Raw genomic sequence first — 25,363 nt, forward strand, 5'->3', positions numbered from 1 at the left:
GTGGCTGGAGCGGCTCAGCGCATGAAACTTTCCATGAAACCGGCCACGCCGATCGCCAGTTTGCGGCGCCAGGGCGCGGTATCGGGGTTGGCCAATACCTGGTCTTCATGCACAAAACTGCGAATGATCGCGTTGTAACCCAGCCATCGGCACGGTTCCGGCTCCCAGGCCTTGAGCGCCTCCAGGCCGCGTTCGCGGATGACCCAGGGCTGATGGGTCAACGGCGTATCCAGGCCCAGGATCAGGTCGGCCAGGGTGCGACCGCCCAGGTTGCTTGCACCGACGCCCTCCCCGCCGTAGCCGCCGGACAGCGCGATGCCAGTGGTGTGATCGCAGAGCATGTGCGGTCGGAACTGGCGCGACATACCGAGGTTGCCGCCCCAGGAGTGCGTAATCCGCACGTTCTTCAACTGTGGGAACAGTTCGCCGAACAAATAGCGACGCAACTCCACTTCGCTGTCGGTCAAATCGAAGTCCTCGCGTAATTTGCCGGCAAACTGATAACCGCCACGGGCACCGAACACCAGGCGGTTGTCGGCCGAGCGCTGGCCATAGGTGACCTGGCGACTGCTTTCGCCGAAGGCCTGGCCATGCCTCAGGCCGATTTCGTCCCAAGTGCTGGCGGGCAATGGCTCGGTGGCGACGATCAGGCTTTGCACCGGCAGTTGGTAGCGGCCCAACGGCGCCAAGGTCGTTGCGTAGCCCTCGACGGCCGGCACCACCCAAGCGGCGCGCACGCCGGCCTTTGCAGTGCGTAGGCTGCCGGACTGCCAATGGGTCACGGGCGAGTTTTCGTAGATCGCGACCCCCATGCGTTCCACCACCCGCGCCAGGCCGCGGACCAACTTGGCCGGGTTGATCGTCGCCACATGCGGCGCATAGACCGCGCCATAAGGCTTGGCGATACGCAACTGCTCGGCCAGTTGTTGCGGGCTGAGCCAGCGGTAGTCGGCCTCGGTGAGGCCTTGGGCATAGAGCGTGTCCAGGTAAAGACGCAGGCTGCTTTCCTGCTCGGGGTAACGCGCGGCGCAGTAGAGGGCGCCGCCCTTGCGGTAGTCGCAATCAATGCGCTCGCGGGCCAGCACCTGGGCCACTTCGTCGGGAATACCGTGCAGCAGGTCAAACGAAGCACGCCGTTGCTCGGGCGCCAGGTCGGCGAGCAAACGGTCTTCACCCAGCAGGTTGCCCATCAACCAGCCGCCGTTACGCCCGGACGCGCCGAAACCGGCGGTTTGCGCCTCGATGATCGCAATGTTCAGCTCAGGCGCCTGGCGCTTGAGGTAATAGGCCGTCCACAGGCCGGTGTAACCAGCGCCGATGATGGCCACGTTGACGTCCAGCTCGTGCTCCAAGCTAGGCCGCGCCACAAGCGGGTCGTCCAACTGGTCCATCCATAAACTTATCGTGCGCCATGCCGGCATGCCGGGTTCCCCTACCTCGTTTCGATAGGCTGGATACTAAGGCCGGATGTCAGGGGTTGTCTTGTGCGCGTACACACACAAATGTTGGAGCGACCTGCTGCCCCCATCAGCGCCGAATCAATCGGCTTACCGATACAGGCAGCGGCCAGCGGCGGCCTTCAATGGTTCGTCGGAACCTCTGACTAGTGGCCTTTTGCCCGGCCGCGACGAGGATATGACCCACGTCAACCTATAGGAAAAGAACTGCCGAACGGAACGAAAAAACTCCGCAGACGTGCGCAAACGGATGCTATTTTTAGACTCTCACTCGCCATGATCTGTAACGGTCCTGGCCCCTGCCGCGAGCTAAAGGAAGCGCTCAATGAACAAGGTGGGCAACATGAACAAAGTGACATTCCCCAACGCCTGTCAACTAATGCGCTGGCATTTTCACCCCATGGGCTTCGAAGGGAGTATGGATGCCCCCGGTAGTATGGTCGCGCGTCTGTTCGACCGCGCCAGTGGCGAGACGCTGATCGCCATCGCCGGCATCCCCTGTGCCACGGTGATGAATGCCGCCGATGTAGAGCGCATCATCGAGGCGGTGGAAGCGGAGCTGGAGTGTTTTGTGCCGCCGCATTTGTTGAGGGCTTGAGCGCGCAAAGCAGGCAGGCTCGCTCACTATAGGGGTATCAGTCGCCTGTTTTTTCGACTGATGCGCCGCTATCGCGGGCAAGCCCGCCCCCACACTGGGCCTGTGCCAGACGAGGCTTAGCGCTGATCGTCAAAAAACGCTTTCTTGGCGTCTACCCGTTCCGATGCCTTCGGTACATTCACAGCCTGGCCCTCGGGCTTTTCCACATACCAGTAGCAATGGCTTATGGCGCGGGTAATGCCGACATAGGCCAGGCGCAGCACTTCGTCTTTTTGCGCGTTGTCATACGGTTCAGTGTCGCCAGCCTTGCCCAGGCCCGCCATCCGGTACACCTGGTTCTTGTAAGGCGAACGGGTGACATGCTGGCAATCCCCAAGCAGGAAAACCGCATCCGCCTGCAGGCCTTTGGCGCTGTGATAGGTCAGTTGTTTCAGCCTGCGCGCTGCCGGCGGCAAGCTAGAATCAACATTAATAACGGACTGAATATGCTCTTTAATCAATAACTTATCACTTCTTTTTCGATAAAGCATTAACACCGAATCGCCCTTTTCATAGTGTTCCTGCAGTCGACGACCCAGCGCCGCATCGTCGCGCTCCAACACCGTAACGGGCACCAACGCCTTGGGTGCGCCGCAGGCCTTGGCCTTCTTGCCGGGGATCGCTGGCGCGGCGCGCACAATGTGTTCGGCGGCATCGATGATGTGCTGATGGCTGCGGTAGTTCTCGCCGAGCATGACGCGGGTGGTACTCGGTGACGGAAATTCCTTGTTGAACTCCATGAAATACTTCGGTGAACTGCCGCGCCAGCCATAGATCGACTGCCAATCATCCCCCACGCATAACAGTGACGAACGCTGAGCGCCGCGTCCGACATGCATGGCCGGTCCACGGCTGCGGATTTCACGCAGGCTGGCGCGCAGCCAGGACACGATCTGCGGTGAGACGTCCTGGAACTCATCGATCATCAGGTGTGACAACGGCCGCAACAGGGGGTCGCTGAGCAACTTGAGGTTTTCCGGGGTGTTTTCGCCAAACAACGAGAACATGCGGTTGTAGGTCATGATCGGCGGCGACTGGTCGAGCAGATGGTCTTCCAGGGCTTTCCAGAAAATGCTCAGGGCCTCGAAGAAGTAACGGTCCGGATCGTCCTTGGCGAAGCTCATCTGGCCCACAGCGCCGGGCACATCCAGACCGAGATTCTCGATGAAGCCTGCAGCCATGACAAAGCAGTCCAGCAACGGCGCCGACGCCAGCTCGCCTTTGACCTTGTAATCGAACCCCGGCCCTGCGCTGGCGTCACCGGCCAGGCTGCTCAAAAGACGCTTAGATGACTCATAGCTATCTAACCATATCAAAGGCTTACGACAGAATGCTTGAAATAAGGTGCGCTTTACCGACCACTCCGCACGTACCGACAGCTTGGCATTGGGGCGGCTGACCTGGGCGTTTTCCCGTGAATCGAAGCCCAGCACGACCCAGGCATCCAGCTCGGGAATATAGCCATGGCAATGAAACTGCGCGCCATTGATCTCTACGGTCTGGCGACTTGGCTCAATCCCCTTGATGGGCCAGGCACCCGCGCGAAACCACAGGTCTTCAATCACGTCACACAGTTCTTCATCGCGCTTGGCGGCCAGTTCCGTTACCGCCATGCGTTTCTGCACGTCCGGGTGATCACGCTCCAGCTCCTTGAGCTGCAAGCCATGGCGCGCCAGCGGTGCAATTAGTTCGCGAAAGCGCGCATGCTGGCCGTGCAGTCGGTGGTAGCAGGCGTTCATCTGCTGGCGCTGTGCCTCATTGAGGCGCAGGTCGAACGGGTTGCTGTCCGCGTCCTCGAAGCCCGCGCTGAGGTTCTCGAACGCCTGCAACCGTTCGAAGCCCGGCAGGCTGCGCACCATCGGCAGGATACGCGAGTGAAAGGTCCGCACTACAGCCTGGGCTTGTTTTATATCAATGGGTTGCCCCCACAAGCTAAGTATTTCCATGAGCTTGTGGATGAAGTCCTTGCGCGACTCACGGGTGAACGTCACCACGGTCATCGAGCTCAGCTCGAAGCCCAGGTAATGGGTGAGCAGCAGGATACGCAACACCAGCGAGGTGGATTTGCCCGCACCGGCACCGGCGATCACTGAAGTGGACGGCGTGTCGCTGAAGATCATCTTCCATTGCGCGGCGCTGGGCTGCGCGTGAGCCGGCAGCAAGCGCGCCACATCGGCTTTGATACGCTTTTTCAGATCGGCCGTGAGGGGCAGCCGCCAATCATCGAACAGGCTGTCATCCACCCCCGGCGCACGGTGTTCTTGCGGGCGGAAGTCGCGAATCAGCAAAACTTGCCGGCCTTCCTCGATGCCGTCGGCCTTGCCCTCGCGATAGCCGTACTCAACGCCCGCCTCGTGCCCACTGCGAAAACCATCGGCCTGCCCATGCAGCCAGGAGAACCGGTGCTGCGCGCGCAAGCGGGTCAGACCATGCCCGAACAATCGGGCGGCGAGCCGCTTCAACCACGGCATTTCAGCCAGGGGGCGCAATTCAGGGGGCAGATCAGGCTGTTGTTGCGGCACGCGGACTCCTGCGATGAGCTGGGTGTTGACGAGTGCGCCATGGTCGCCGGAATCGCCACGCAGTTCCAGCCAATTGCTTTGCCGTCATGCAGTTAGGCGATGAAGTGAAAGTCAAAGCGCCCGAAACAAATCCATTAAATCGATAGGAATAAGGCACTTTTTACGCTTTTTATCGATCATGCGCTGTTAGATGATAAGCGCCATCAACGGGAGACGATCATGCTCGAATTACGACCTTTCACCGCCCTGGGCGGCGCCCATCATGGCTGGCTTGACGCCCATCATCACTTTTCATTCGCCGAGTACCACGACCCCAAGCGCATGCACTGGGGCAACCTGCGGGTCTGGAACGATGACATCATCGCGCCCGGCACCGGTTTCCCCCAGCACCCGCACCGCGACATGGAAATCATCACGTATGTGCGCGAAGGCGCCATCAGCCACGCCGACAACCTCGGTAACAAGGGCCGCACCGAGGCGGGTGACGTGCAGGTCATGAGCGCCGGCACCGGGATTGCCCACAGCGAATACAACCTGGAAGCCACCCCCACCAAGATTTTCCAGATCTGGATCATCCCCAACGAGGCCGGCCTGCCGCCGTCGTGGGGCGCCAAGCCGTTTCCGAAAGGTGACCGCGAGGGCTTTGTGACACTGGCCAGTGGCAAGGCCGGTGACAGCGAGAGCCTGCGCATTCGGGCGGATGCGCGCCTGGTGGCCGCCAATCTGAAAGCCGGGGAAAGTGCCGAATACCGCCTGGACAGCGGGCGTCGTGCTTATCTCGTGCCCGCGACGGGAGTGATTGAGGTCAATGGCCTGCGCGCACACGCTCGAGACGGTGTCGCGATAGAAGATGAACAGCTGTTGCACGTCACCGCGATAGAAGACAGCGAGATCGTGCTGGTCGACCTGGCCTGATCTCGAGGCGAAATGTAGGAGCGGGCTTACCCGCTCCTACATTGACGCAGGTGTGTCAGTTAGCGCTGATGGCACCGTCTACCAATACCTGCGCTTCTTCTACCAACTGCTTGAGGTGATCTGCACCGATGAAGCTCTCGGCGTAGATCTTGTAGATATCCTCGGTGCCCGATGGCCGCGCGGCGAACCAGCCGTTTTCGGTCATGACTTTCAAGCCGCCGATCGCCTGGTTATTACCCGGCGCATGGCTGAGGATCTGCTGGATGCGCTCCCCGGCCAGTTCGGTGGACGTCACCTGCTCCGGCGACAGCTTGCCCAACAGCGCCTTCTGCGCCGGAGTGGCCTTGGCGTCGACGCGAATGGCGAACGGTTCGCCCAAGGCGTCGGTCAGGCCACGGTAGATCTGGCTTGGGTCCTGGCCTTTGCGCGAGGTCATTTCTGCCGCGAGCAACGCCGGGATCAAACCGTCCTTGTCGGTACTCCACACGGTGCCGTCCTTGCGCAGGAACGAGGCGCCGGCGCTTTCTTCACCGCCAAAACCCAGCGAACCGTCGAACAGGCCGTCGGCAAACCACTTGAAGCCGACCGGCACTTCGTACAGGCGCCGCCCAATGCGCGCCGCGACGCGATCAATCAAGCCGCTGCTGACCACGGTCTTGCCCACAGCCGCATCGGCGCGCCAGTCGGGACGGTTCTGGAACAGGTAGTCGATGGACACCGCCAGGTAATTGTTCGGCGCCAACAGGCCGCCGGACGGGGTGACGATGCCGTGGCGATCGTGGTCCGGGTCGCAGGCGAAGGCCACGTCAAAACGCTCCTTGAGACCGATCAACCCTTGCATCGCGTAGCTGGACGATGGGTCCATGCGAATCTGACCATCCCAGTCGACGCTCATGAAACGGAAAGTAGGATCGACTTCGGTGTTGACCACGTCCAGGTTCAAACGATAGTGCTCGGCAATCGCCGACCAGTAGCGCACCCCCGCTCCGCCCAGTGGATCGACGCCCAGGCGCAGGTCGGCGCTGCGAATCGCGTCCATGTCGATCACATTGACCAGGTCGGCCACGTAGCGGTTGAGGTAATCATGGCGATGCGTGGTATCGGCCTTGAGCGCCTGCGCGTGGGTAATGCGTTTAACCCCGGCCAGTCGATTGGCCAGCAGTTCGTTGGCCTTGGCCTCGATCCACTTGGTGACGTGGGTATCGGCCGGGCCGCCGTTAGGCGGGTTGTACTTGTAGCCACCGCTTTGTGGCGGGTTGTGCGACGGCGTGATGACAATGCCGTCGGCCAGGCCGCTGGTGCGACCGCGGTTATAGCAGATGATGGCGTGGGAAATGGCCGGGGTTGGCGTGTATTCATCGCCCTCGGCGAGCATCACATGCACACCATTGGCCGCCAGCACTTCCAGCGCGCTGGCCCCTGCGGGCGTCGACAACGCATGGGTATCGAGGCCGACAAACAACGGCCCATCGATGCCTTGGGCTTCGCGGTACAGGCAAATGGCCTGGCTGATGGCAAGCACATGCCATTCGTTGAAGCTCAGTTCGAACGAGCTGCCACGGTGCCCGGACGTCCCAAAGGCGACGCGCTGGGTGGAGATTGCTGCATCAGGCTGGCCGGTGTAATAGGCCGTGACCAGTCGCGGGATATCGACCAGCAACTGGGCTGGCGCCGGTTTGCCCGCAAAAGGACTGATTGTCATGCATAAACCTCGGAAAGAAGGATTCGGAAAAAATGACAGTTTACTGAGAGTTGGACTACCGCGCGATGTTATCGATCCCACGACAGCAAGAGATTTTTCACACGCTAGGAGGTCTGCGCCTGCAGCAAGGCCTGCGCCAGCGCATCCAATGCGGCGTCCAGGTTCGGGTGCCCGTTGAACACGTGGCTCAGCCGTAGCTGCTGATGATGCAGGCCACTGAGGCTGAACAACTCCCCCGGAGCAATCACCACCTGCTGCGCCAGCATGCGCTGGAACACCTGACGCATGTCCACCGGTGCCGACGAGTGCAGCCAGAAACTCGCCCCGGCCAGCGGCATACGGTAAGTCACCCGCCCTGCCAGGCGCTGATCCAGGCGCTGGCTCATGGCTTCGGCCTGCTCGCGCAGGCGCTGGCGCAGTGTCTGCAGGTATTGATCCAGTCGCCCGCTTTGATACAGGTGGGCAATCGCGCGCTGGCGGATCGACGACAGTCGAAATGAACGCAGCAGGAACTGGCGCTGCAGTTCACTGCTCAGGTGGCGTGACAGCACGTAACCGAACGGCGCTTCCGGGCCGAGTATTTTTTCGAACGACGAGAACACGATCAGCCGTTCCGGGCTGACCAGGTTGCGCAGCGCCGTATGGTTCTGCGCAAAGCCCAACTCGCCAAAGGTGTCATTCTCCAGCAGCCAGCAGCCATATTCTTCCAGCAACTGCGCCACCCGCAGGCGCTCATGGTTGAGCATGGCGCTGCCCGAAGGCATGCCTACCAGCGATGACAGCAACACCAGGTGAACGGATTCATGGCGCAGCAGGTGCTCGAACCTCGCCAAGTCCAGGCGGCCGTCGACCTGCCAGGGCAACTCAATGACGCGCACGCCGACAGCCTGCAATAGGCGCAGTATTAGCCAGTCGCAGGGAGACTCGACCAGCACCGTGGCGCCCCGGAGCCCCAGCACATCAATGAGAATTTCCAATACGCCGCGCAGATCAGCACCGATATAGACGTCGTCGGCCTGCCAGCAGCGGGTCGGCGATGAGGTGTAACGCGCCGCCAATGCCGTGCGCAGCTCCCACACGCCGCAAGGCTGCGACCAGGGTTGCAACTGACGTGGGTGCCGGCGCACCAGTTGGCGTTCGAGCATCAGCAATGCGCCGTCGAGCGCACCCAGCAGCGCCGGCTCATCACCGCTGAGTACGACCATTCCGGGCCGCCGCGCCGCCGTGTACAAGCGCTCCAGCAGATCGGCACCTGCCGCCATCTGCGGATTGGCTGCCACGGGCCAGGCGAAATAGCCCGATTTGGCTACCGAATACACCCGTCCTTCCTTTTCCAGCAGCGAGTACGCGTATTGAATCGTCGAGATCGACACGTTCAAGCGCGTCGAAAGCTGGCGCAAAGAGGGCAGTTTGACGGGCATGTCCAGGCTGACTTCGTTGATCAGGTTGATCATGTAACGGTACACCGCCTGATAGGCGAAATCCGCCTGCCGTTCACCTCGCAGGTTCATGGCTGCCCACCTGGACACACATCCTGGCGCACCCGACTAGCGCCCGAACAACTGAAACGCACGCGCCTCGGCGTTGGTCAGCAGGCGTGCGGCGCGGCGCTTGCGCGCGTCGGCGCCACGCTCAACCTCCAGCGGGCGCTTGCGGTAGAGGTGCTGGAGCAACGACAGCGGCAAGCCGCTGGTGTCGATGGCCCACTGGTGCAGCATCTCGGCAGCCGGCTTGCCCTGGAGCGCCTTGTGCAACTCGGGGAGCGCCACCAGCATGCCGGGATGGCATTCACGCAGGTAACCCTCCAACCGCTCACCATGATGGATGAAGGGCGAAAACAGCAGACAGGTCAACGGGGCCTCCTCCAAGCCAAAGAACGCTTGGGCGTAGGTAGTCGACAGTGCGCGCCCGTCCTCACTGCCCGCCTCTGCGATCAGATGTTCAGGAATTTGCTGGCGGCACATGCAGTCCATCGCCTGGCGTATAAAACCCGCCACGCCGTCCTCGTAGGACAGCTCGCGCAGGCACTCGGCCTGCAACCCCCGCAGGTGAGCCATGAGTAACGGGCTGGGGTAGGCAGGATGGCTGAACTGAAAACCAAATGGGTCGGGTACATAGCTCAGGAAATCAGTGAGCAGAGGGGTCGAAGCAACATCTACGTTGTTAAACAGGTCGGCGATGCCGATGTAGGCCAAATGGCGATGCCCTCCTCGGCCAGGGCTCTCATGTGCAACGTATTGCTCGCCATAGAGGCTTTGATAACAGCCGTTACTCCATTCCTCCATACGTGCGAACAACCCGGTGAGCGACGCCGGTTTGCCGGGCGGAGTGCTGATGCCGGCCGCTTGGGCCGCGCTTTTCAACCACGCCAGGTACTGGCTCTGCTTGCGTGGCGAGTCACCGCTGACCAGCGCATGCACACCACCGCTCCAAGAGCTGACACGCTGGTAGAAATCCCCCAGGGACAGGTAGGTATCGGTACACAGCGTCGCACGAATATCCCCGGAGGTCAGGTGCCCCACCATCAACACATTGCGCTGACTGACCTCTCTGCCTGCACTTGAGGTCGCGCGCAGGTGGTTGAACGGCTGCACTTCCTGGTTTTCCACCATCAGCAACTCAACCCGCGGGTCGTCATGGAAAAACAGTGTGCTATAGCCGCGCTGGAGGCTGTCCAGCGTGGCCTGGGTCATGCCGACATGTCGTAAAGTCGCCACGCGCAGGTGAAAGGTCCTGGGCGCACGGCCGGCGATGGTCAGTTGCGCCGCACGCAGCAGCGCCAGGGTGTAGCTGCTGACCTCGCCGCCCCCATGGGCAACCAACACTTTGTAATCGCCTACTTGTTCCATGCCGCCGGCAGCGACGACAATTCGCTGGATCAATAATTGAAGTGCGGTACGTTCGGCGCGCGTAAAGTGCCCGACCAAACGTTGCAGAACTTGCTGGTAAACATAGTTCATGGCTTGTTCGTGAGTTGCGCTCATAGTTCTACTACCTGAGTTGAAATATCAGTTTCAAGTAACTGCCGAGATTATTTGCTCGACCCATTAGATGCGTAGAAATGTCGTTCACCGCTCAAGGGTGACGATAAATAAACCTTAGCACGCTGTAACAAATCGACAGGGAACGCCAATTGTGTACCCTTCGCGCCGCCTCTCCTTGAGACCCCTGCGCCAGGGCACACCGGCAACCCTAGGAACGTTCCGACAACGTCCTACACTGACTTGAGCAAGAAACTAAGGACGCATCCGACATAAAGGAAAGATCCAACTTAAAGAATTCAACTTCAATAAATTGGAATTACCTACCCCAACGCCATCACCCTGCCGCCCAGGTATGCATCGCGATAATTTAAGTTCATACGTATCAGGCCGAAAAATCAGACATTCAATCATTGCTCAATCCTTGAGATGACAGTGAAGGCTCGATTATCGGCAATGGCATAATGATTAACAGATACAGAACGCCGCAAGAAACCAGTTCAGATGGCAATTGGGCGAGCCGTTAATTGCGCGCACACACAGATGCCGCGCTGGAATTCAGCGCGGCATCGGGGGCAAACCTCGTATTTTGCGGGGCCTAGCGCCCAAACGGGGGCTTAAACCCTGCGTGGGTTAAGCCCTGACAAATGGCGCATTTGCCCCATCCATTCAGACGCCCGAGTATTCATTTGCGAATACTCCTACAGCTCAAACAGCCTCAACCTGCAATGCGACGCGCTCACGGCACGGGCATTCGTCCATGTAGCGGTGCGCTTCGACGAACTGGCTGAATGGAAACACTCTGGTTTTCAGCGGGATCAGCACACCATCGGCGGTCAGTTGGTTGATATCGCGCAACGCGCGTTGTAATGCCACTTGGTCCTGGACGATGCCCAGTTCCGGTTTGCCGGTGAAGTTGCCGATGCAATGCACAAAGAACTGAATATTCTTCTGGAACGCTGCACAGGCCGGGAATGGCGTCTGGTTGCCACCTTGCAAGCCATACAGCACCAGGCTGCCACGCGGAGCCAACACATCGCCGAGTAACGACATCTGTGGGCCGCCCAGGCCATCGAACACCACGTCGACGCCGCGGTTGTCGGTGAACTTGTTAATTTGCATGAGCAGGTCCTGCTCTTCGGTGACGATGACCTTTTCCGCCCCAAGGGACAGCAGGTACTCGCGCTCCGCGCTGTCCTTGGTCGCCGCGATCACCCGCACGCCCAAGGCCTTGCCCAGTTGTACAAAGGATGGACCGGCGCAGTGGCTGGCGTCGGTCACCAAGGCAAACTGGCCGGGTTTGACCCGCGCCAAGTCCACATACGCAAAATACGCAATCAACAGTGGCGTGTAATGCACGCTGGCTTCGATCGGGCTCAAGACATCCGGATAACGGGTCAACGCCGAACGGGGCAAGACGATCTGTTCGCCATACACCGGGTAATCATTGGGGCTCTCGGCGGGAAAGCTGGCGACTTTATCGCCCACTGCCAAGTCATCCACGCCGTCGCCCAGGGCCACAACGACCCCGGCCATCTCATGGCCAAGGCCGGACGGCAAACGTGCGTGGGAAGACGCCAGGTTCTGGCGCCACAAAATGTCGTACCAACTGATGCCAATTGCCTCGACACGCACCTGCACTTCGCCCGGTGCGGGCTGCGCGGCTGCATGCTCTTCGCACTTGAGCACCTCAGCCGGACCAAACTTGTGAAAACGGATCGTGCGGGACATCGCAAACCTCGTCAAAGTAACCTCTATTGCCCTGAACTCTATCTGGGCTTTCCCGGTAAGACCACAGGTCGCCATTAATAGTCGACATGTCTGTCATTGATTCCGCGACTGAGGAATAGACCTCAACTATCGTAGGAAAACTCAATTAGCCGGTGCAGAGTACCAGCCTTTCCCCGTAAGATTCATGCCGGTCATGCTCCGAGACGGAGCCCGCAGGGTTCCTGTGTGGCCGCTCTCGTCAAGTTTAAAGACTCATCCAGGACACAAGATGAACCGTAACGACCTGCGTCGTGTCGACCTTAACCTCTTGATCGTATTCGAAACCTTGATGCATGAGCGTAGTGTGACCCGTGCCGCCGAGAAATTGTTCCTCGGCCAGCCGGCCATCAGCGCGGCGCTGTCGCGCCTGCGCGGTCTCTTCGATGACCCGCTGTTTGTGCGCACCGGTCGCAGCATGGAGCCGTCGGCCCGCGCCGTAGAAATTTTCGCCCTGCTGTCCCCGGCCCTGGACTCGATTTCCACCGCCGTCAGCCGCGCCGCCGAATTCGACCCAGCCACCAGCACCGCCGTGTTCCGCATCGGCCTGTCGGACGACGTCGAGTTCGCCCTGCTCCCCCAATTGCTCAAACGCCTGCGCGCCGAAGCCCCTGGCATTGTGCTGGTGGTGCGCCGCGTCAATTACATTCTGATGCCGGGCCTGCTGGCCTCCGGCGAAATTTCCATCGGCGTCAGCTACACCGCCGACCTGCCGGCCAACGCCAAGCGTAAGGTGCTGCGTCGCAGCCTGCCGAAGCTGCTGCGCGCCGACAGCGTGCCCGGCGCCCTCAGCCTGGACGACTTCTGCGCCCGCCCTCACGCGTTGGTGTCGTTCGCCGGGGACTTGAGTGGGTTTATCGACGAAGAACTCGAAAAGCTCGACCGCAAACGCCACGTGGTGTTGGCCGTGCCGCAGTTCAACGGCCTGGGCACCCTGCTTGCGGGGACCGACATCGTCGCCATCGTGCCGGACTATGCCGCCGAGGCCCTGACGGCAGCGGGCGGCTTGCGCGCGGAGGAACCCCCACTGCCGGTGCGCTCGTTCGAGTTGCACATGGCATGGCGAGGCTCGCAGGACAATGATCCGGGTGAGCGTTGGTTGCGGTCGCGGATTCAGATGTTTTTTGGCGACCCTGAGAGTCTTTAGGCGTCGTCGGGCAGCCGGGTCTAATCATGCGGCCTTTTAGTATTCCAATCCCATCAAGTAAAGGTGGACCAGCAGCTCGACAGCGTTCAAATACCAGACAAACAATTTCGCCTGGCCGGTTTGCGGTGATGTTTCGTCGCTGGAGGCAACTAATCTGCGTGATATAAAACTTGAGCGCGCTCTTCATAATTTATCTCTCGTTAACTGGTAACCGAGCGCAAGCATCAGCCGCCACACCGTCAGGTAATGTAATTAGGGTCTTGACTGCCGCCTGCAGCGCGATTTCCACCCGTATATTGTCCGCAACCCTATTGGCTTCGACGGCGGCCGAGCGGGAGTCGGTGCCTCAGCGGTCCATCTCAAGGCATGCTGACGGGCCAACACTCATGCGTGGGTGAGGTACCAGCGCCAGTCCTGCTCTCCGACTTCAGCATTGAATTGACGGAACTCGCGCCATTTGATCGCCAGGAACACCTTTAGGAATTCGGCGCCCAGCGCCTCGCGTGCCCAGGTGGAACGCTCCAGTGCCTGCAACGCTGTCAGCCAGTCGGTGGGTAGAAAATCGGTCGCCTGTTCATAGCCATTGCCCACAATCGCCGCGCCAGGATCGCTTTGATGAGTGATGCCGTGGTGAATGCCCGCAAGTAATGCGGCGGCGGCGAGATAGGGGTTGGCATCGGCACCGCAAATGCGGTGTTCGATGTGCCGACTTATCGCAGGGCCGCCGGGCACGCGGAACGACACCGTTCGATTATTGACGCCCCAGCTTTTGGCCAGCGGTGCGTAACTACCGGTCTGGAACCGGCGATATGAGTTGGCATGGGGGCAAAATATCGCCAGCGAGTCAAACAAGGTCGCCATCATCCCGCCAATGGAGTGACGCAACAGCGGCGTGCCCTGTGGGTCTTCGCTCGCATACAAGTTGTGACCCTGCTCGTCGGCCAGGCTGACGTGCAAATGCATACCGCTACCGGCCTGATCGCTGAATGGCTTGGCCATGAAGCACGCTTGCAGCCCATGCTTGTTAGCCACGCCTTTGACCAAGCGTTTGTAACGGACGCCTTCATCGATGGCTTGGAGCGCGTCGAAACGATGCTCCAGCGTCAACTCGACCTGGCCCGGAGCGTACTCGGAGATCGCCGTTCGTACCGGTAAACCCTGTAGCGCGCACGCTGCGTAGAGGTCATCAAGAAAAGGTTGAAGCTGCTCCAGTTCGTATACGCCATACACCTGCGGTGCATGAGGGCGTACACCATTGGTCTGCAACGCAGGCTGCGGCCGACCGTTGACGTCGCGCTGTTGGTCCAGCAGGTAAAACTCCAACTCAACGGCCATTACCGGATGGAATCCATCGGCTTTCAGCCGCTCGATGGTGTTCACCAGTACATGTCGCGGGTCGGACGGTGCGGCAGGAATACCTTGGGTCGGGTGCATGCTCACCTGCACTTGGCCGGTGGGATGGGTGCGCCAAGGTTGCAAGGTCAGGCTTCCCGGTAAAGGGTAGGTCCAGCAGTCGGCGTCAGCGACATCCCAGACCAAGCCTGTCTCGTCGACGTCTTCACCCTGCACGGTCAAGGCGAGAATGGAACTCGGCAGTGGCCGACCATTCTCGTAGATCGCCAGTAACTCGTCGCGATGCAACAGTTTGCCCCGTGGCACACCATTTGCGTCGATAAGGAACAACTCGATGCTCAGTACTTCAGGGTGGGCGGCCAGATAATCTTCGGCCTCTTTTTTATCAGCAAATTGCATGTCAAACCTCTTAGCGCTCATTCAAGCGACTTGGCAGTATTTGAGAAAAACGGGAGCGTCACACATCCGGTTATGAAGGGATAACCCGAGCTCCAGGGATGGCAAGCAGTGTGGTCAGCGCGCTATCCAACTCACCGATTAGCCTGTCGATATCGGCATCACTTGTCTGTGGACAGCACAGGGTCATGTTGTGAAAAGGCGTGATCAGGATTCCGCGGTTGATTAGATACAGGTGCAGCGCCATTTGAAGGCTGTCATGAAAAGCCGCCTCGGCTTGCGCACCGGTTCTGGGCGAGGTGGCACAGAATTGAAACTCACAACGAGCCCCCAACTCGGTGACAGACCAGTTCAGTTGGTGCCGCTTGAACAACGCTCGAAATCCCTGCGCCAGTCTTGAGGCCAGGGGCAGCATGTGCTGGTAGGCAGCCTCTGTCATGACCTCTTCAAGACTGACGCGCATGCAACGCATCGCCAATGCGTTGGCGGACAGCGTCGTTCCCATACCGCTGTGGCCATGCCCGTCGCTCTCTTCGCTGATGGTCTCCTGCGCGTGCTGCATGGCCAACGCAACGTGCTCGGTCACGCCAAACACAGCGCAAGGCACGCCACCTGCGATGGGTTTACCCACCACGAAAAAGTCGGGTTTCAAATCCCATTGGCGAGTGCATCCACCGATGCCGGTAGAAATAGTGTGGGTCTCATCAATGATCAGCAGGCTGCCATATTTATGGGTCAACTCTCGGCACTTTTGCATGAATCCCGGATCGGGCAGGACCATGCCTATGTTCGTCATCGCCGGCTCGCACATCAGCGCGCACACATCGCCCTGGGCTAACGCAGCTTCCAGTGCGGCGACATAGTTGAAGGGGATAGATCGACTGTATTGGGTCAAGTCGTAGGCTTGGCCCACAAGACCCGAACGATGCACTGTTTTGCCGTCGCGGTACCGCACCATCACGTCATCCACCGTGCCGTGATAGCAGCCGTCGAACACCAGCAACACATTGCGTTGGGTGATAGCTCGCGCCCAGCGCAGAACATAACGATTGGCGTCAGTAGCATTGGCGGTGACCTGCCAATAAGGCAGCCCAAATCGCTGAGCCAGCAACTCGCCGCAGAGCACCGCGTCTTCGCCAGGCAGCATCGTGGTCAAGCCATTATTTGCCTGCTCGGCTACGGCGCGGGCAATAGGATCGGGTGAATGGCCAAACATCGTGCCGGTGTCGCCCAGGCAAAAGTCAATGTACTCATGATCGTCAACATCGGTGAAGCGTGCGCCTTTGGCGCGCTGGACGAAGAGCGGCGACGGCATCGACCAATCGCTCATCCAGTGCATGGGAACACCGTTGAACAGATTCGCCTTGGCACGCTGGGCCAGCGCCATTGACGTTGGGTTGTTTTCTATAAAACGGGCACGCTCGGAGGCAGTAAAAGCAGCAATTGCTGATTCAGAAATTCCACTTCTCGACATGATCAAAACCCTATATTAACTATTACATTGATTAAAAGTCGTCGCCAGCCAGATAGAAAACAATCCATCGCCACATTTATTCCCCTATCGGTTTGCGTATAGCAGGAAACAGCGCCCCAACAACTTATAGCTCAGGCGCTCGCCATCAATATTTTTAGCGTGGATTAACTCATACCCGGGTATATTGCAGTTAACGCAGAAAACCTTACTTTGGATTATTAATTTATCCCGCTGAACTCCCTCATCTTTAGAGGATAAACCGAGGTGATTTAAAATCAGGCTTGAGGTGCTTTGTTCTCGACCAGACAGTTCCCGCCATCCACCACAAGGACTTCACCCGTGATGTAACTGGCGTCAGGCGACGCCAGGAATGCAACCGCCGCCGCCACTTCGCGGGGGCTGCCCGCCCGCCCTATTGGGGTGAAGCGCCCCGCCTCTGCTTCAACGGGCGTGGTTGAACCGGTGGTGATCCATCCGGGAGCCACGCTGTTTACAGTAACCCCCTGCTTGGCGACTTCAAGTGCAAGTCCCATGTTCATACCGACCATCGCGGCCTTAGCGGCGCTATAAGCGGCTTCGCCCGGATTGCTCCCCCGGGTGCCCGTGGTGGAACTAATATTGACAATGCGCCCGTAACTTCGCGTCCGCATACCTGGCAAAACGGCTCGGGTTAGAAGAAAAGCCGTGGTTAAGTTTCTTGCCAGTGAAAGATTCCACTCATGCAGCTCCATAGTTGCCAATTCCGAGAAAACCTCAGGGTTTCCTTGCATGGCCATACCGGCGTTACTCACCAGGATATCGACCCGCCCCCAGACTGACTCTGCCCAGAGGCCGAATTCACGCACCTGGCTTTCATCGGTGAGGTCAGCTGGCCGACCTTCAACTTCAAACCCTTCGAGGCGTAGCTCTTTAACCCGATCCGCGATGCGGCTGCTGCTGGCGGTGACGATCAACTTCGCCCCAGATGCACCTAGCCTGCGAGCGATCGCCATACCAATGCCAGCTTCACTTCCAGCACCACTGACCAGTGCCACATGCCCCATCAAGTCGGTATTTAACATGGTGTTCCCCACGTACTTAATTTGTAATAGGAGTGGAAATTAGGCTAATTAATCTGATAAATAAAGACGATCATTATCAGAAAATCTGACAACCACGATGGCGTTTACCAGCGAGTCACTTAAAATTTTCCTTACGGTCGTGGACAGCGGCTCCTTTTCCGCCGCAGCCCGAAAGTTAGGCCGGGTTCCCTCCGCTATCAACATGGCGGTGTCACAGCTTGAAGCAGAGCTGGATCTGTTGCTTTTTGACCGATCAACCCGCAAAGCCATTCCGACCGCAGCCGCCAAAGCACTTGAGCCCCAGGCAAGGCAGGTCGCGAGCCAGTTAAACCTGCTGGACGCGCATGCTCTCCAGCTTCATCAGGGGTTGGAGGGGCGCTTGGTCCTTGCGATGGCGCCGGAGCTACAAACAGGCGTGTGGAATCGTCCGCTGTCCATTATCGCCAAAGAGTTTCCCACGCTTGAAATCGAGATTCGCTCCGCGTCCCATCCGGAGGCGATTCGCATGCTCCATGAAGGACGTGTGCAATTGGCACTTGGATTTGAACGACCAGGGCTTGACGAGCGGGAGACGTTTCTTGAAGCGGGGAGCCAGTTGTTAGTCGCAGTTGCCTCTCCAGATCATCCTGCGGCCGCCGGCAAGAAAAGCCCTTTAGGTGAAGAGCAACTGGTGGACGTTCGGCAGATCATAGTTGCGACTGGAGGACCTACAGACTCTGACCCACGTGTTGTGCTGTCGCGGCGGATTTGGCTCAGCGACAGTTATCTGGCAACGCTGGATCTGGTGCAGCAAGGATTGGGCTGGGCTTATCTTCCACAGCCGCTGGTACAACCGCTACTCACTTCGGGCGCATTGACGGAGGTGGTGTTTGACAACATGCCAAGTCAGATGCGGTTATGGGTCGACATCATTTGGGTAAAGAACCGACCTCTGGGGCTGGGAGCGCGTCGTTACCTGAGTCTGATGCGCGAAATTGCCGAGGGCGAGCCTCGTCGTACTTGAGAGGTAAACAATTTAGGGGGGGGTTAGTGGCCACCAACGGCCTCCTCTGGCATGACGCGCCCCATCAACCTCTCACGCATCGCAGGTATCGTCCTCGAGATCAACCCAAGGTTCTGCCTTGCACCGCATGGCGGCATCCTCCAGTTGCCGCCGTTCGTTGCTGACTCAAGGTCTCAAGGGCTCAGCAAATTCTCGGCAATTGTTCACCCGACAACCAGTCCACCACCCTACGCCCGCCGAATCGGGTCTGCATCTGCACAAAACCGTGCGCGTCTTCAAGCACCGTGCCGATACGTACCGCATGTTCGCCCAAAGGGTTGCGGCGCATGCAGTCGAGCAGCGGCTGGGCGTCTTCTTCGGCGCAGATTGCGATGAGCTTGCCCTCGTTGGCGATGTACAGCGGGTCCAGGCCCAACAGTTCGCAAGCGGCTTCGACCTGTGGCTGAACAATAATCGCCGCTTCGTCCAACAGCATGCCGACGCCGGATTGACCGGCAATTTCGTTCAGCGTGGTCGCCAAACCGCCTCGGGTCGGGTCGCGCAGTACGCGCAGGTCGGGAGCGACCGCGAGCATCTGCGCCACTAAGCCATGCAGTGCCGCACTGTCTGAGAGGATTTCGGTTTCGAACTCAAGCCCCTCTCGCTTGGACATGATCGCCACGCCGTGTTCGCCGATGCTGCCGGACACCAGGATCGCATCGCCGGGACGTGCGCGATGCCCGCCGGTGTCGACCCCATTGGGGATAATGCCAATGCCGGTGGTGCTGATGAATACGCCGTCGCCACTGCCGCGTTCCACGACTTTGGTGTCGCCGGTGATGATCGGCACCCCGGCATCACGGGAGGCGCGGCCCATCGATTCGACGATGCGCTTGAGGTCGGCCAGGGCAAAGCCTTCCTCGATGATGAAGCTGGCTGAGAGATAAAGCGGCCGTGCGCCGCCCATGGCGACGTCGTTGAGGGTGCCATGCACGGACAAACTGCCAATGTCGCCACCGGGGAAAAACAGCGGCGACACCACGTGCGCGTCGGTGGCCATGACCATGCGTTCGCCGGGTTTGAGTTCGACGCTGAAGGCGGCGCCATCGTTGCCCTGGCGCAACCACGGGTTGTCGAACGCAGCAACGAACAGCTCTTCAATCAGTTGCGCCGACGCACGACCGCCAGCACCGTGGCCCATATCGACCACGCCGTCGCGAAAATTGAGGGGGCGTACATAACCGCGTTTTACGGGAGAGCGGCCGGTCATACTGCAACAACCTCGATGTCTTTATAGCGCCCGTAGGCATAGTGAGCGGCGCAGGCGCCTTCGTTGGAGACCATGCACGAACCCATGGGGTTTTCCGGGGTGCATACGCTGCCGAACAGGCGGCAGTCCGTGGGCTTTTTCTGGCCGCGCAGGATCGGCCCGCATTCGCAGGCTTTGTTATCGGCCACGGCGCGGTAATGCAGGTCGAAGCGTTTTTCTGCATCGAAGGCGGCGAATTCCGCGCGAATGCGCAAGGCGCTGAACGGCACCTCGCCAAGCCCGCGCCATTCAAAGCTCTCACGCAGTTCGAAGATTTCGTCCATCAATGTCAGGGCGGCGCTGTTGCCATTGCGGCCCACGGCGCGGACGAATTCGTTTTCGACCTCGGCACGCCCTTCGTTGACCTGACGCACCAGCATCAAAATCGCCTGTATGACATCCAGCGGCTCGAAACCGGCAATCACCACCGGCTTGCGGTATTGGCGGGCGAACTCGGCGTAGGGTTCGGAGCCAATGATGATGCTCACATGCGCCGGGCCGACAAAGCCGTCCAGTTCTACCGCCGCCGCATCTTGCCCGGGAGCGGCAAGAATATGCTCGATGGCCGCCGGGGTCAGTACATGGCAGCACAAGACGCTGAAGTTTTTCAGGCCGCGAGCGGCGGCGTCGCGGATCACCAGCGCGGTCGGCGGCGTGGTGGTTTCGAAACCAATGGCCAGGAACACCACTTCACGCTCGGGGTTGGCCTCGGCGATTTTCAGCGCATCGCTGGGCGAGTAGATCATGCGGATATCCGCGCCTTGTGCCTTGGCGCGCAGCAGCGAGAGGCCACCGGACGCCGGCACGCGCAGGGTATCGCCGTAGCTGCAGAGGATCGCTCCGTCCTCCAGCGCCAGCTTCACCGCCAGGTCGATACGCCCAATCGGCAAGACGCACACCGGGCAGCCGGGGCCATGGATCATGCGCACATTGGCGGGCAGCAAATCGCTCACGCCGTAACGCGATATCGCATGGGTGTGGCCGCCACAGAACTCCATGAAGCGGTATTGGCGTTCAGGCTGGACTTCGTTGCGGATACGCTCGGCAATGCGTTGCGCCAGTTCGCCGTCGCGGTATTCATCGATGTACTTCATAGGGCTTCCGGTTGCAGGCGGTCCAGCTCTTCGAACATTTCCAGGGTCCGCAGGGCTTCTTGCGGGTCGATCAAACCAAGGGCGTACCCGACGTGGACGATCACGTAGTCGTCGAGCTTGGCTTGCGGCACCAGCGCGAGGGAGATTTCCTTGCGGATACCCCCCAAGTCGACGAGGGCGTTACCGCCGTCGCGTAACTCGATGACGCGTGCGGGAATGGCTAGGCACATGCTTGAGACTCCTCCAATGGCAAGGCGGGTTGGCGCTGCGGGTCGCGCCAGTGCGCGGCAACCCAGGCTTGACCCAGGGCCAGCCCAGCATCGCCGCAAGACACGGCCTGCGCGCTGAAAACCGCTAAGCCCTTGGCGGTCAATCGTTGCGTGAGCCGGGCACTGAGCAGGCGATTGGCAAAGCAACCGCCCCCGAGCAGCACCGGCAGCGTGGTGGATTGGCGCTCGATCCAGTCGGCGAGCGCGGCGGCCAGCGTCAGGTGAAACAGCGCCGCGCCCTCCGCGCTGCGTGCGCCGTCGGCGAGCTCGAACAGACGGGTCAGCAGCGGTAGCAGATCGAGCACGCCGTCAGGACGGATCTGCCACAGGCCGTCGATGGCGGGCTCGGCATGGGTTGCCAGGTATTCAGCGGCCAGGCGCTCCAGGGCAATGGCCGCTTCGGCCTCAAATTGTTGACGCACGCTGATGCCGAGAATCCCGGCAGCGGCATCGAACCAGCGTCCGGCACCGCTACTCGGCGGGCAGTTGAGAGTGCGCGCGAGCATCTGCGCGACCGTGTTGGCGCTTTGTTGGCCGACCAGCGGCCCGAGACGGCTGAGGATTTCATCCTCGCGCCCCAGCAGGTGCAACGCCGCAGCGGCCAAGCGCCAGGGTTCGCGGGCGGCCACATCGCCACCGGGCAGCGGCAGTGGCAATAGATAGCCGAGCCGGCGCCAGGCATCGCTGGCCACCCAGAGCAACTCGCCGCCCCAGGCCGCGCCATCGCTGCCAAGGCCGACGCCATCCAGCGCCAGCCCGAGTACCGGGCCGTCGAGGCCATGTTCGGCCATCAACGCGGCAATGTGCGCGTGGTGATGCTGCACCGCCACGGCGGGCACGTTGAGTTGTTCCGCCAGCGTCACCGCCAGTTGCGAGCTATAGAAATCCGGGTGCAGGTCGTGGGCGATGGCCTGCGGCGTGATTTCAGCGCACGCCAACAGAGCGTCCAGCGACGCCGTCAGGTCCAGGCAGCTTTGCGGGTCGCCCAAGTCACCGTGCAGCGGCGACCACAGCACCTGATCGCCCTGCACCAGGCAGGCGGTGTTCTTCAGCCACGCGCCACAGGCCAGCACCGGCGGCCAGACCTGCGCGCCGGGCAGTTTTTCGCTACGCATGCGGGGCCTCCGTCTGACCTTTGAGGCGGGCCAGTTCAGCTTCCAGCTCGGCGATGCGCGCGGCGCGTCGGTCAACCTCGGGGGCACCGGCCAGCAACCAGTCGAGCCAGGCATCCAGCCCGGTACCGTCGCGGGCGCTGAGCTGGATGATCTGGATCTGCGGGTTGACCTGCCGCGCGTAGTCCAGGCAGCGCTGCACGTCGAAATCCAGGTGCGGCAACAGGTCGATCTTGTTGAGGATCATCAGGCGCGCGGCGGCGAACATGTCCGGGTACTTGAGGGGTTTGTCTTCGCCCTCGGTCACCGACAGGATCGCCACTTTGCCCGCCTCGCCCAAATCCCATAGCGCGGGGCAGACCAGATTGCCGACGTTCTCGATGAACAGAATGCCGGCCGGTTCGCTGGCGTCATGGGCGCGGTGGCTGTGTTGATGCTGTTGAGTATGAACGTGGGCGTGAGGCTGCTGATCAACGTGGCTATGCACAGGCGACTGATGCGCGTGACCGGCTGCATGCAGCGCGTCATGCAGCGGCAGGCGGCTGTAGGCTTCGGTGATCATCCGGGCGTCGAGGTGGCAGCCTTTGCCGGTGTTGATCTGGATCGCGGGCACGCCGGTTTCGCGGATGCGCTCGGCGTCATGACGGGTTTGCTGATCGCCCTCGATCACCGCCAGCGGCAAGTCGGCGCGGCGCTGGCGCAGGGCCATGAGGGTGCTGCACAGCAGCGTGGTCTTGCCGGAACCGGGGCTGGACACCAAGTTGAGGGCCAGTACGCCGTGGGCGGTGAAGTTTTCCCGGTTGCGCGCGGCGTGCCGGTCGTTTTCGCCGAGTATGTCTTGCTCCAGGCGGATGGTGCGGGCCTGGCTCATGCCGGGCACTGAAACCCGCGCCTCACCCGCGCCGTAATGCAGGTCGCCGGTAGCGTCGACGCGCACATCGCTATCGGTGGCTGGCGCTTCGGTCTTGTCGTGTGAATGCCCGGTTCCGCAACCGCAGACGACGCACATGGTGTACCTCCAAAATCAAACGATTAATGATCCTCGACCTGCAGGTCGAGGATGCGCAGTTCAGTACCGCCGGTAGGTTGCAGCCAGAAACCGCCGCACTGCGGGCAGCCGGCGCCACGCTCGGTCAGCGGCACGCTAATGGCGCAATCCAGGCACCAGGCCTGGCCCGGGGGTTGTTCAATATCGATTTGCGCACCGCCCAGCAAGGTGCCTGGCGCCAGTGCTTCAAGGGCAAAACGCAGCGCCTCGATTTCAACGCCAGCCAGCTTGCCGGCTTCCAGGCGCAGTCGGCTGACCCGCACAAACGGATCGCGCCTGGCCGCCGCCTCGACGGCGCTGAGAATGCCGCCCGCCAGACTCACTTCATGCATGAATAATCTCCTCGCTCGGTGCTGCTTCAAGCTCGAGGGTGAAGCCGATGCACGGGTCGAAGGCCGCCATCAACAGTTCAGCGCGACGTCGGGTGCGCGGATCGCTGGCGGACAGCTTCGCCAAGCCCTGGGCCAGCGTGCCTTGGGGATGAAGGTTCCATTCGGTCGGCGCGATGACCTGATAGTCGCTGATCAACACACTGGCATTCATCCGCTCCAGACAGACCCGGTGCAGCAGCAGGCCGCGCGAGGTTTCGCTCCAGGCCAACGCCTCGTTGGGCCCCAGCGCCAATGCGCCGAGTGCCAAGCCAGTGGGCTGTGGCAGCGAGAGCCGCGCCAGTTCGGCCAGACGCGCACCCAGGCGCAACCAGACGCTGGCGTAGCGTTGTGGATCCGCCTCGCGCTCGCGGGTCCAACTGCCCGTCTCACAGGGTAGACCTAAGGCCAGCGGATGCAACGCGAAATCGCTGGCCTGCCGCAATTGTTCAGCCACCGCGTGCAGCGCTTGGCTGTTGCCGGCCAGTGACAAGGCATGCACCGGCAGTTGCAGGGCGTGGGCATCATCGCGGCTATCGGTCAGGGCTTGCGCCAGCCAATGAGCGCGGCGTTGGCTCCAGTCATTGAGCGCGCTGAACGGCTCGGCGTCCCATTGCTCAAGCCATTGCACCACCGACTCGCCCAGCCAGGCCTGCATCGCCTGTTGCGGGGCGTGCTCCCAGGCATGCAGTTGGCTGAGATCGGGGCGCACCGGCGGGTTACCCAACAACTGCGGCCATTCGAGCAGCATACGCCGCAGATGCTCGCGGCGGGTTTCGGCCTCCAGCATGCGCTGGGCGTTTGGGTCGACGGGCGTTTCACCGTGCAGTGCGGTGTTGACGGCCAGCTCTGCGGTCAAACGGTGTGCCTGCCCGCACAGGCTATAGAGCAAGGGCAAGCGTTGCGCGGCCGCCTGTGGCGGCTGGCCGCGCAGCAAGGTGGCGGCCAGCGCCGGGCGGCCGCCGACAATGGCGGGCTGTTGGCCGGGACGCACCCGCAATGAGCCGCCGAGTCGTGCCAAGGCTGCCGTGGCGGTCATTGCATGTCCCCGGACGCTCGTCCGAACAGCAAGCCACGGCGGCTGATGGCCGGGCGTTCCGGTGGCTGTTCGGGTGGCAAAGGGTGGGCCCCCTGCAACAGCGCGAGCACTTGCTCGGCGGTTTGCCGGGCCGCGTCCTGATCGGCGAATTCAAACATCGGTGAAAACAGCGAACAGCTCTCGTAGCCACCAATGTCTTCACCGTCTGCGCCAATAAAGCTCAGGCACTGGCCACCAAATTGATGCTCCCCTGACGCACCCTGGGCCAGGATTGTATCGGTGTTCTCCGGCACCCAGATCAGGTTCATGAACCAAGGGGTGATCAGAATGCCGAGCACCCCGGTTGCCGCGTTTTCCCCAGCGATTTGCGCGCTAAAGCCTACCGCCTCGACCGCCAGTTGTTGATTGAGAAACGGCAACCCACGCATGCGTGTATCGGCGATGCCCTGGAAGTGCGCGCACAGGGTTCGTGCCTGTTGCGCCGGGCAGTCTTGCCACTCAGACAGGTTCATCGATCACCATGAACTGCTCAGCATCGCCATCGCAATTCGGGCAACGCCAATGGTCCGGCAATGCGGAGAACGGCGTGCCTGGCTCAATCTGCCAGACCGGGTCGCCTTCGCGCGGGTCATACACCCACCAGCAGATTTTGCATTCCAGGCGGGTGGCGTCGCTGATCCGAGCATTATCGCCGCCGTAGCTGCCTTCGAAACTGGTTTTTTCGTTCATT

The 25,363-nt window shown here is 60.7% G+C and carries 22 protein-coding genes; 4 read left to right on the forward strand and 18 right to left on the reverse strand.

What is annotated here, in order from left to right:
• Positions 1–14: 14 nt before the first annotated feature.
• Entirely contained in the window at positions 15–1,421 is a 1,407-nt protein-coding gene (locus tag ACP7CJ_RS05990) for an NAD(P)/FAD-dependent oxidoreductase (protein ID WP_426099822.1), read from the reverse strand.
• A gap of 361 nt (positions 1,422–1,782) precedes the next feature.
• On the opposite strand from ACP7CJ_RS05990, the gene ACP7CJ_RS05995 reads away from it, so the two are divergent.
• Positions 1,783–2,055 (forward strand): DUF1652 domain-containing protein, encoded by a 273-nt coding sequence (locus ACP7CJ_RS05995; protein WP_247403740.1) that lies wholly within the window; start codon positions 1,783–1,785, stop codon positions 2,053–2,055.
• 116 nt (positions 2,056–2,171) lie between these two features.
• Here ACP7CJ_RS05995 and ACP7CJ_RS06000 read toward each other — a convergent pair whose 3' ends face one another.
• Positions 2,172–4,616, reverse strand: coding sequence for a UvrD-helicase domain-containing protein (locus ACP7CJ_RS06000; RefSeq protein ID WP_426099823.1), 2,445 nt, complete (start codon positions 4,614–4,616; stop codon positions 2,172–2,174).
• A 219-nt stretch (positions 4,617–4,835) separates the two neighbouring features.
• Between ACP7CJ_RS06000 and ACP7CJ_RS06005 the strand changes: the two genes are divergently transcribed.
• Complete coding sequence (locus ACP7CJ_RS06005) at positions 4,836–5,531, forward strand: pirin family protein (RefSeq protein ID WP_426099824.1); 696 nt, start codon at positions 4,836–4,838, stop codon at positions 5,529–5,531.
• A 55-nt stretch (positions 5,532–5,586) separates the two neighbouring features.
• Here the strand turns inward: ACP7CJ_RS06005 and pgm are convergent, their stop codons facing one another.
• From pgm to ACP7CJ_RS06025, 4 genes are all read right to left on the reverse strand, one after another.
• Positions 5,587–7,233, reverse strand: a complete 1,647-nt coding sequence (gene pgm / locus ACP7CJ_RS06010) for a phosphoglucomutase (alpha-D-glucose-1,6-bisphosphate-dependent) (RefSeq protein WP_276193082.1) — start codon at positions 7,231–7,233, stop codon at positions 5,587–5,589.
• A gap of 104 nt (positions 7,234–7,337) precedes the next feature.
• A complete protein-coding gene (locus tag ACP7CJ_RS06015; protein WP_426099825.1) occupies positions 7,338–8,744 on the reverse strand; it encodes a PLP-dependent aminotransferase family protein in 1,407 nt (468 codons plus the stop codon).
• Between the two features lie 36 nt (positions 8,745–8,780).
• Positions 8,781–10,217 (reverse strand): hypothetical protein, encoded by a 1,437-nt coding sequence (locus tag ACP7CJ_RS06020; RefSeq protein WP_276193084.1) that lies wholly within the window; start codon positions 10,215–10,217, stop codon positions 8,781–8,783.
• 705 nt (positions 10,218–10,922) lie between these two features.
• Positions 10,923–11,945 carry a zinc-dependent alcohol dehydrogenase family protein gene (locus ACP7CJ_RS06025; RefSeq protein WP_276193085.1) on the reverse strand — a complete coding sequence of 341 codons (1,023 nt, stop codon included), beginning with the start codon at positions 11,943–11,945 and terminating at the stop codon, positions 10,923–10,925.
• Between the two features lie 268 nt (positions 11,946–12,213).
• Between ACP7CJ_RS06025 and ACP7CJ_RS06030 the strand changes: the two genes are divergently transcribed.
• Complete coding sequence (locus ACP7CJ_RS06030; protein WP_024075600.1) at positions 12,214–13,128, forward strand: LysR substrate-binding domain-containing protein; 915 nt, start codon at positions 12,214–12,216, stop codon at positions 13,126–13,128.
• Between the two features lie 384 nt (positions 13,129–13,512).
• On the opposite strand, the gene ACP7CJ_RS06035 is transcribed toward ACP7CJ_RS06030, so the two are convergent.
• The 3 genes from ACP7CJ_RS06035 to ACP7CJ_RS06045 all read right to left on the reverse strand — a co-directional run bounded on the left by ACP7CJ_RS06035 (position 13,513) and on the right by ACP7CJ_RS06045 (position 17,412).
• Entirely contained in the window at positions 13,513–14,880 is a 1,368-nt protein-coding gene (locus ACP7CJ_RS06035) for a glutamine synthetase family protein (protein ID WP_426099826.1), read from the reverse strand.
• Between the two features lie 70 nt (positions 14,881–14,950).
• Positions 14,951–16,351 (reverse strand): aspartate aminotransferase family protein, encoded by a 1,401-nt coding sequence (locus ACP7CJ_RS06040; protein ID WP_426099827.1) that lies wholly within the window; start codon positions 16,349–16,351, stop codon positions 14,951–14,953.
• A 275-nt stretch (positions 16,352–16,626) separates the two neighbouring features.
• On the reverse strand, positions 16,627–17,412 hold the full coding sequence (locus tag ACP7CJ_RS06045) for an SDR family NAD(P)-dependent oxidoreductase (protein ID WP_426099828.1): 786 nt from the start codon (positions 17,410–17,412) through the stop codon (positions 16,627–16,629).
• 97 nt (positions 17,413–17,509) lie between these two features.
• Between ACP7CJ_RS06045 and ACP7CJ_RS06050 the strand changes: the two genes are divergently transcribed.
• On the forward strand, positions 17,510–18,415 hold the full coding sequence (locus ACP7CJ_RS06050; protein ID WP_276193091.1) for a LysR family transcriptional regulator: 906 nt from the start codon (positions 17,510–17,512) through the stop codon (positions 18,413–18,415).
• A gap of 181 nt (positions 18,416–18,596) precedes the next feature.
• On the opposite strand, the gene hypE is transcribed toward ACP7CJ_RS06050, so the two are convergent.
• The 9 genes from hypE to ACP7CJ_RS06095 are packed head-to-tail and all read right to left on the reverse strand — an operon-like array spanning position 18,597 to position 25,362.
• On the reverse strand, positions 18,597–19,664 hold the full coding sequence (gene hypE / locus ACP7CJ_RS06055) for a hydrogenase expression/formation protein HypE (protein ID WP_426099829.1): 1,068 nt from the start codon (positions 19,662–19,664) through the stop codon (positions 18,597–18,599).
• Positions 19,661–20,797 carry a hydrogenase formation protein HypD gene (hypD, locus tag ACP7CJ_RS06060; protein WP_276193093.1) on the reverse strand — a complete coding sequence of 379 codons (1,137 nt, stop codon included), beginning with the start codon at positions 20,795–20,797 and terminating at the stop codon, positions 19,661–19,663. Before hypD ends, hypE begins: the two co-directional genes overlap by 4 nt.
• The gene (locus ACP7CJ_RS06065; protein WP_276193094.1) at positions 20,794–21,027 is read right to left on the reverse strand and encodes a HypC/HybG/HupF family hydrogenase formation chaperone; all 234 of its coding nucleotides are present in this window, start codon (positions 21,025–21,027) and stop codon (positions 20,794–20,796) included. Before ACP7CJ_RS06065 ends, hypD begins: the two co-directional genes overlap by 4 nt.
• Positions 21,018–22,181, reverse strand: coding sequence for a carbamoyltransferase HypF (locus ACP7CJ_RS06070; RefSeq protein ID WP_426099830.1), 1,164 nt, complete (start codon positions 22,179–22,181; stop codon positions 21,018–21,020). Before ACP7CJ_RS06070 ends, ACP7CJ_RS06065 begins: the two co-directional genes overlap by 10 nt.
• Positions 22,174–23,187 carry a hydrogenase nickel incorporation protein HypB gene (gene hypB / locus ACP7CJ_RS06075; RefSeq protein WP_426099831.1) on the reverse strand — a complete coding sequence of 338 codons (1,014 nt, stop codon included), beginning with the start codon at positions 23,185–23,187 and terminating at the stop codon, positions 22,174–22,176. The genes ACP7CJ_RS06070 and hypB overlap by 8 nt, the downstream gene beginning before the upstream one ends.
• A 23-nt stretch (positions 23,188–23,210) precedes the next feature.
• On the reverse strand, positions 23,211–23,558 hold the full coding sequence (locus ACP7CJ_RS06080) for a hydrogenase maturation nickel metallochaperone HypA (RefSeq protein ID WP_426099832.1): 348 nt from the start codon (positions 23,556–23,558) through the stop codon (positions 23,211–23,213).
• On the reverse strand, positions 23,551–24,633 hold the full coding sequence (locus tag ACP7CJ_RS06085; RefSeq protein ID WP_426099833.1) for a HoxV: 1,083 nt from the start codon (positions 24,631–24,633) through the stop codon (positions 23,551–23,553). Before ACP7CJ_RS06085 ends, ACP7CJ_RS06080 begins: the two co-directional genes overlap by 8 nt.
• The gene (gene hybE, locus ACP7CJ_RS06090) at positions 24,630–25,145 is read right to left on the reverse strand and encodes a [NiFe]-hydrogenase assembly chaperone HybE (protein WP_426099834.1); all 516 of its coding nucleotides are present in this window, start codon (positions 25,143–25,145) and stop codon (positions 24,630–24,632) included. Before hybE ends, ACP7CJ_RS06085 begins: the two co-directional genes overlap by 4 nt.
• A complete protein-coding gene (locus tag ACP7CJ_RS06095; RefSeq protein ID WP_247408575.1) occupies positions 25,132–25,362 on the reverse strand; it encodes a rubredoxin in 231 nt (76 codons plus the stop codon). The genes hybE and ACP7CJ_RS06095 overlap by 14 nt, the downstream gene beginning before the upstream one ends.
• Between the last annotated feature and the right edge of the window lies 1 nt (position 25,363).

Origin of the sequence: Pseudomonas sp. PSPC3-2 (genome assembly GCF_049897085.1) — a bacterium.
Classification (GTDB): domain Bacteria; phylum Pseudomonadota; class Gammaproteobacteria; order Pseudomonadales; family Pseudomonadaceae; genus Aquipseudomonas; species Aquipseudomonas paraveronii.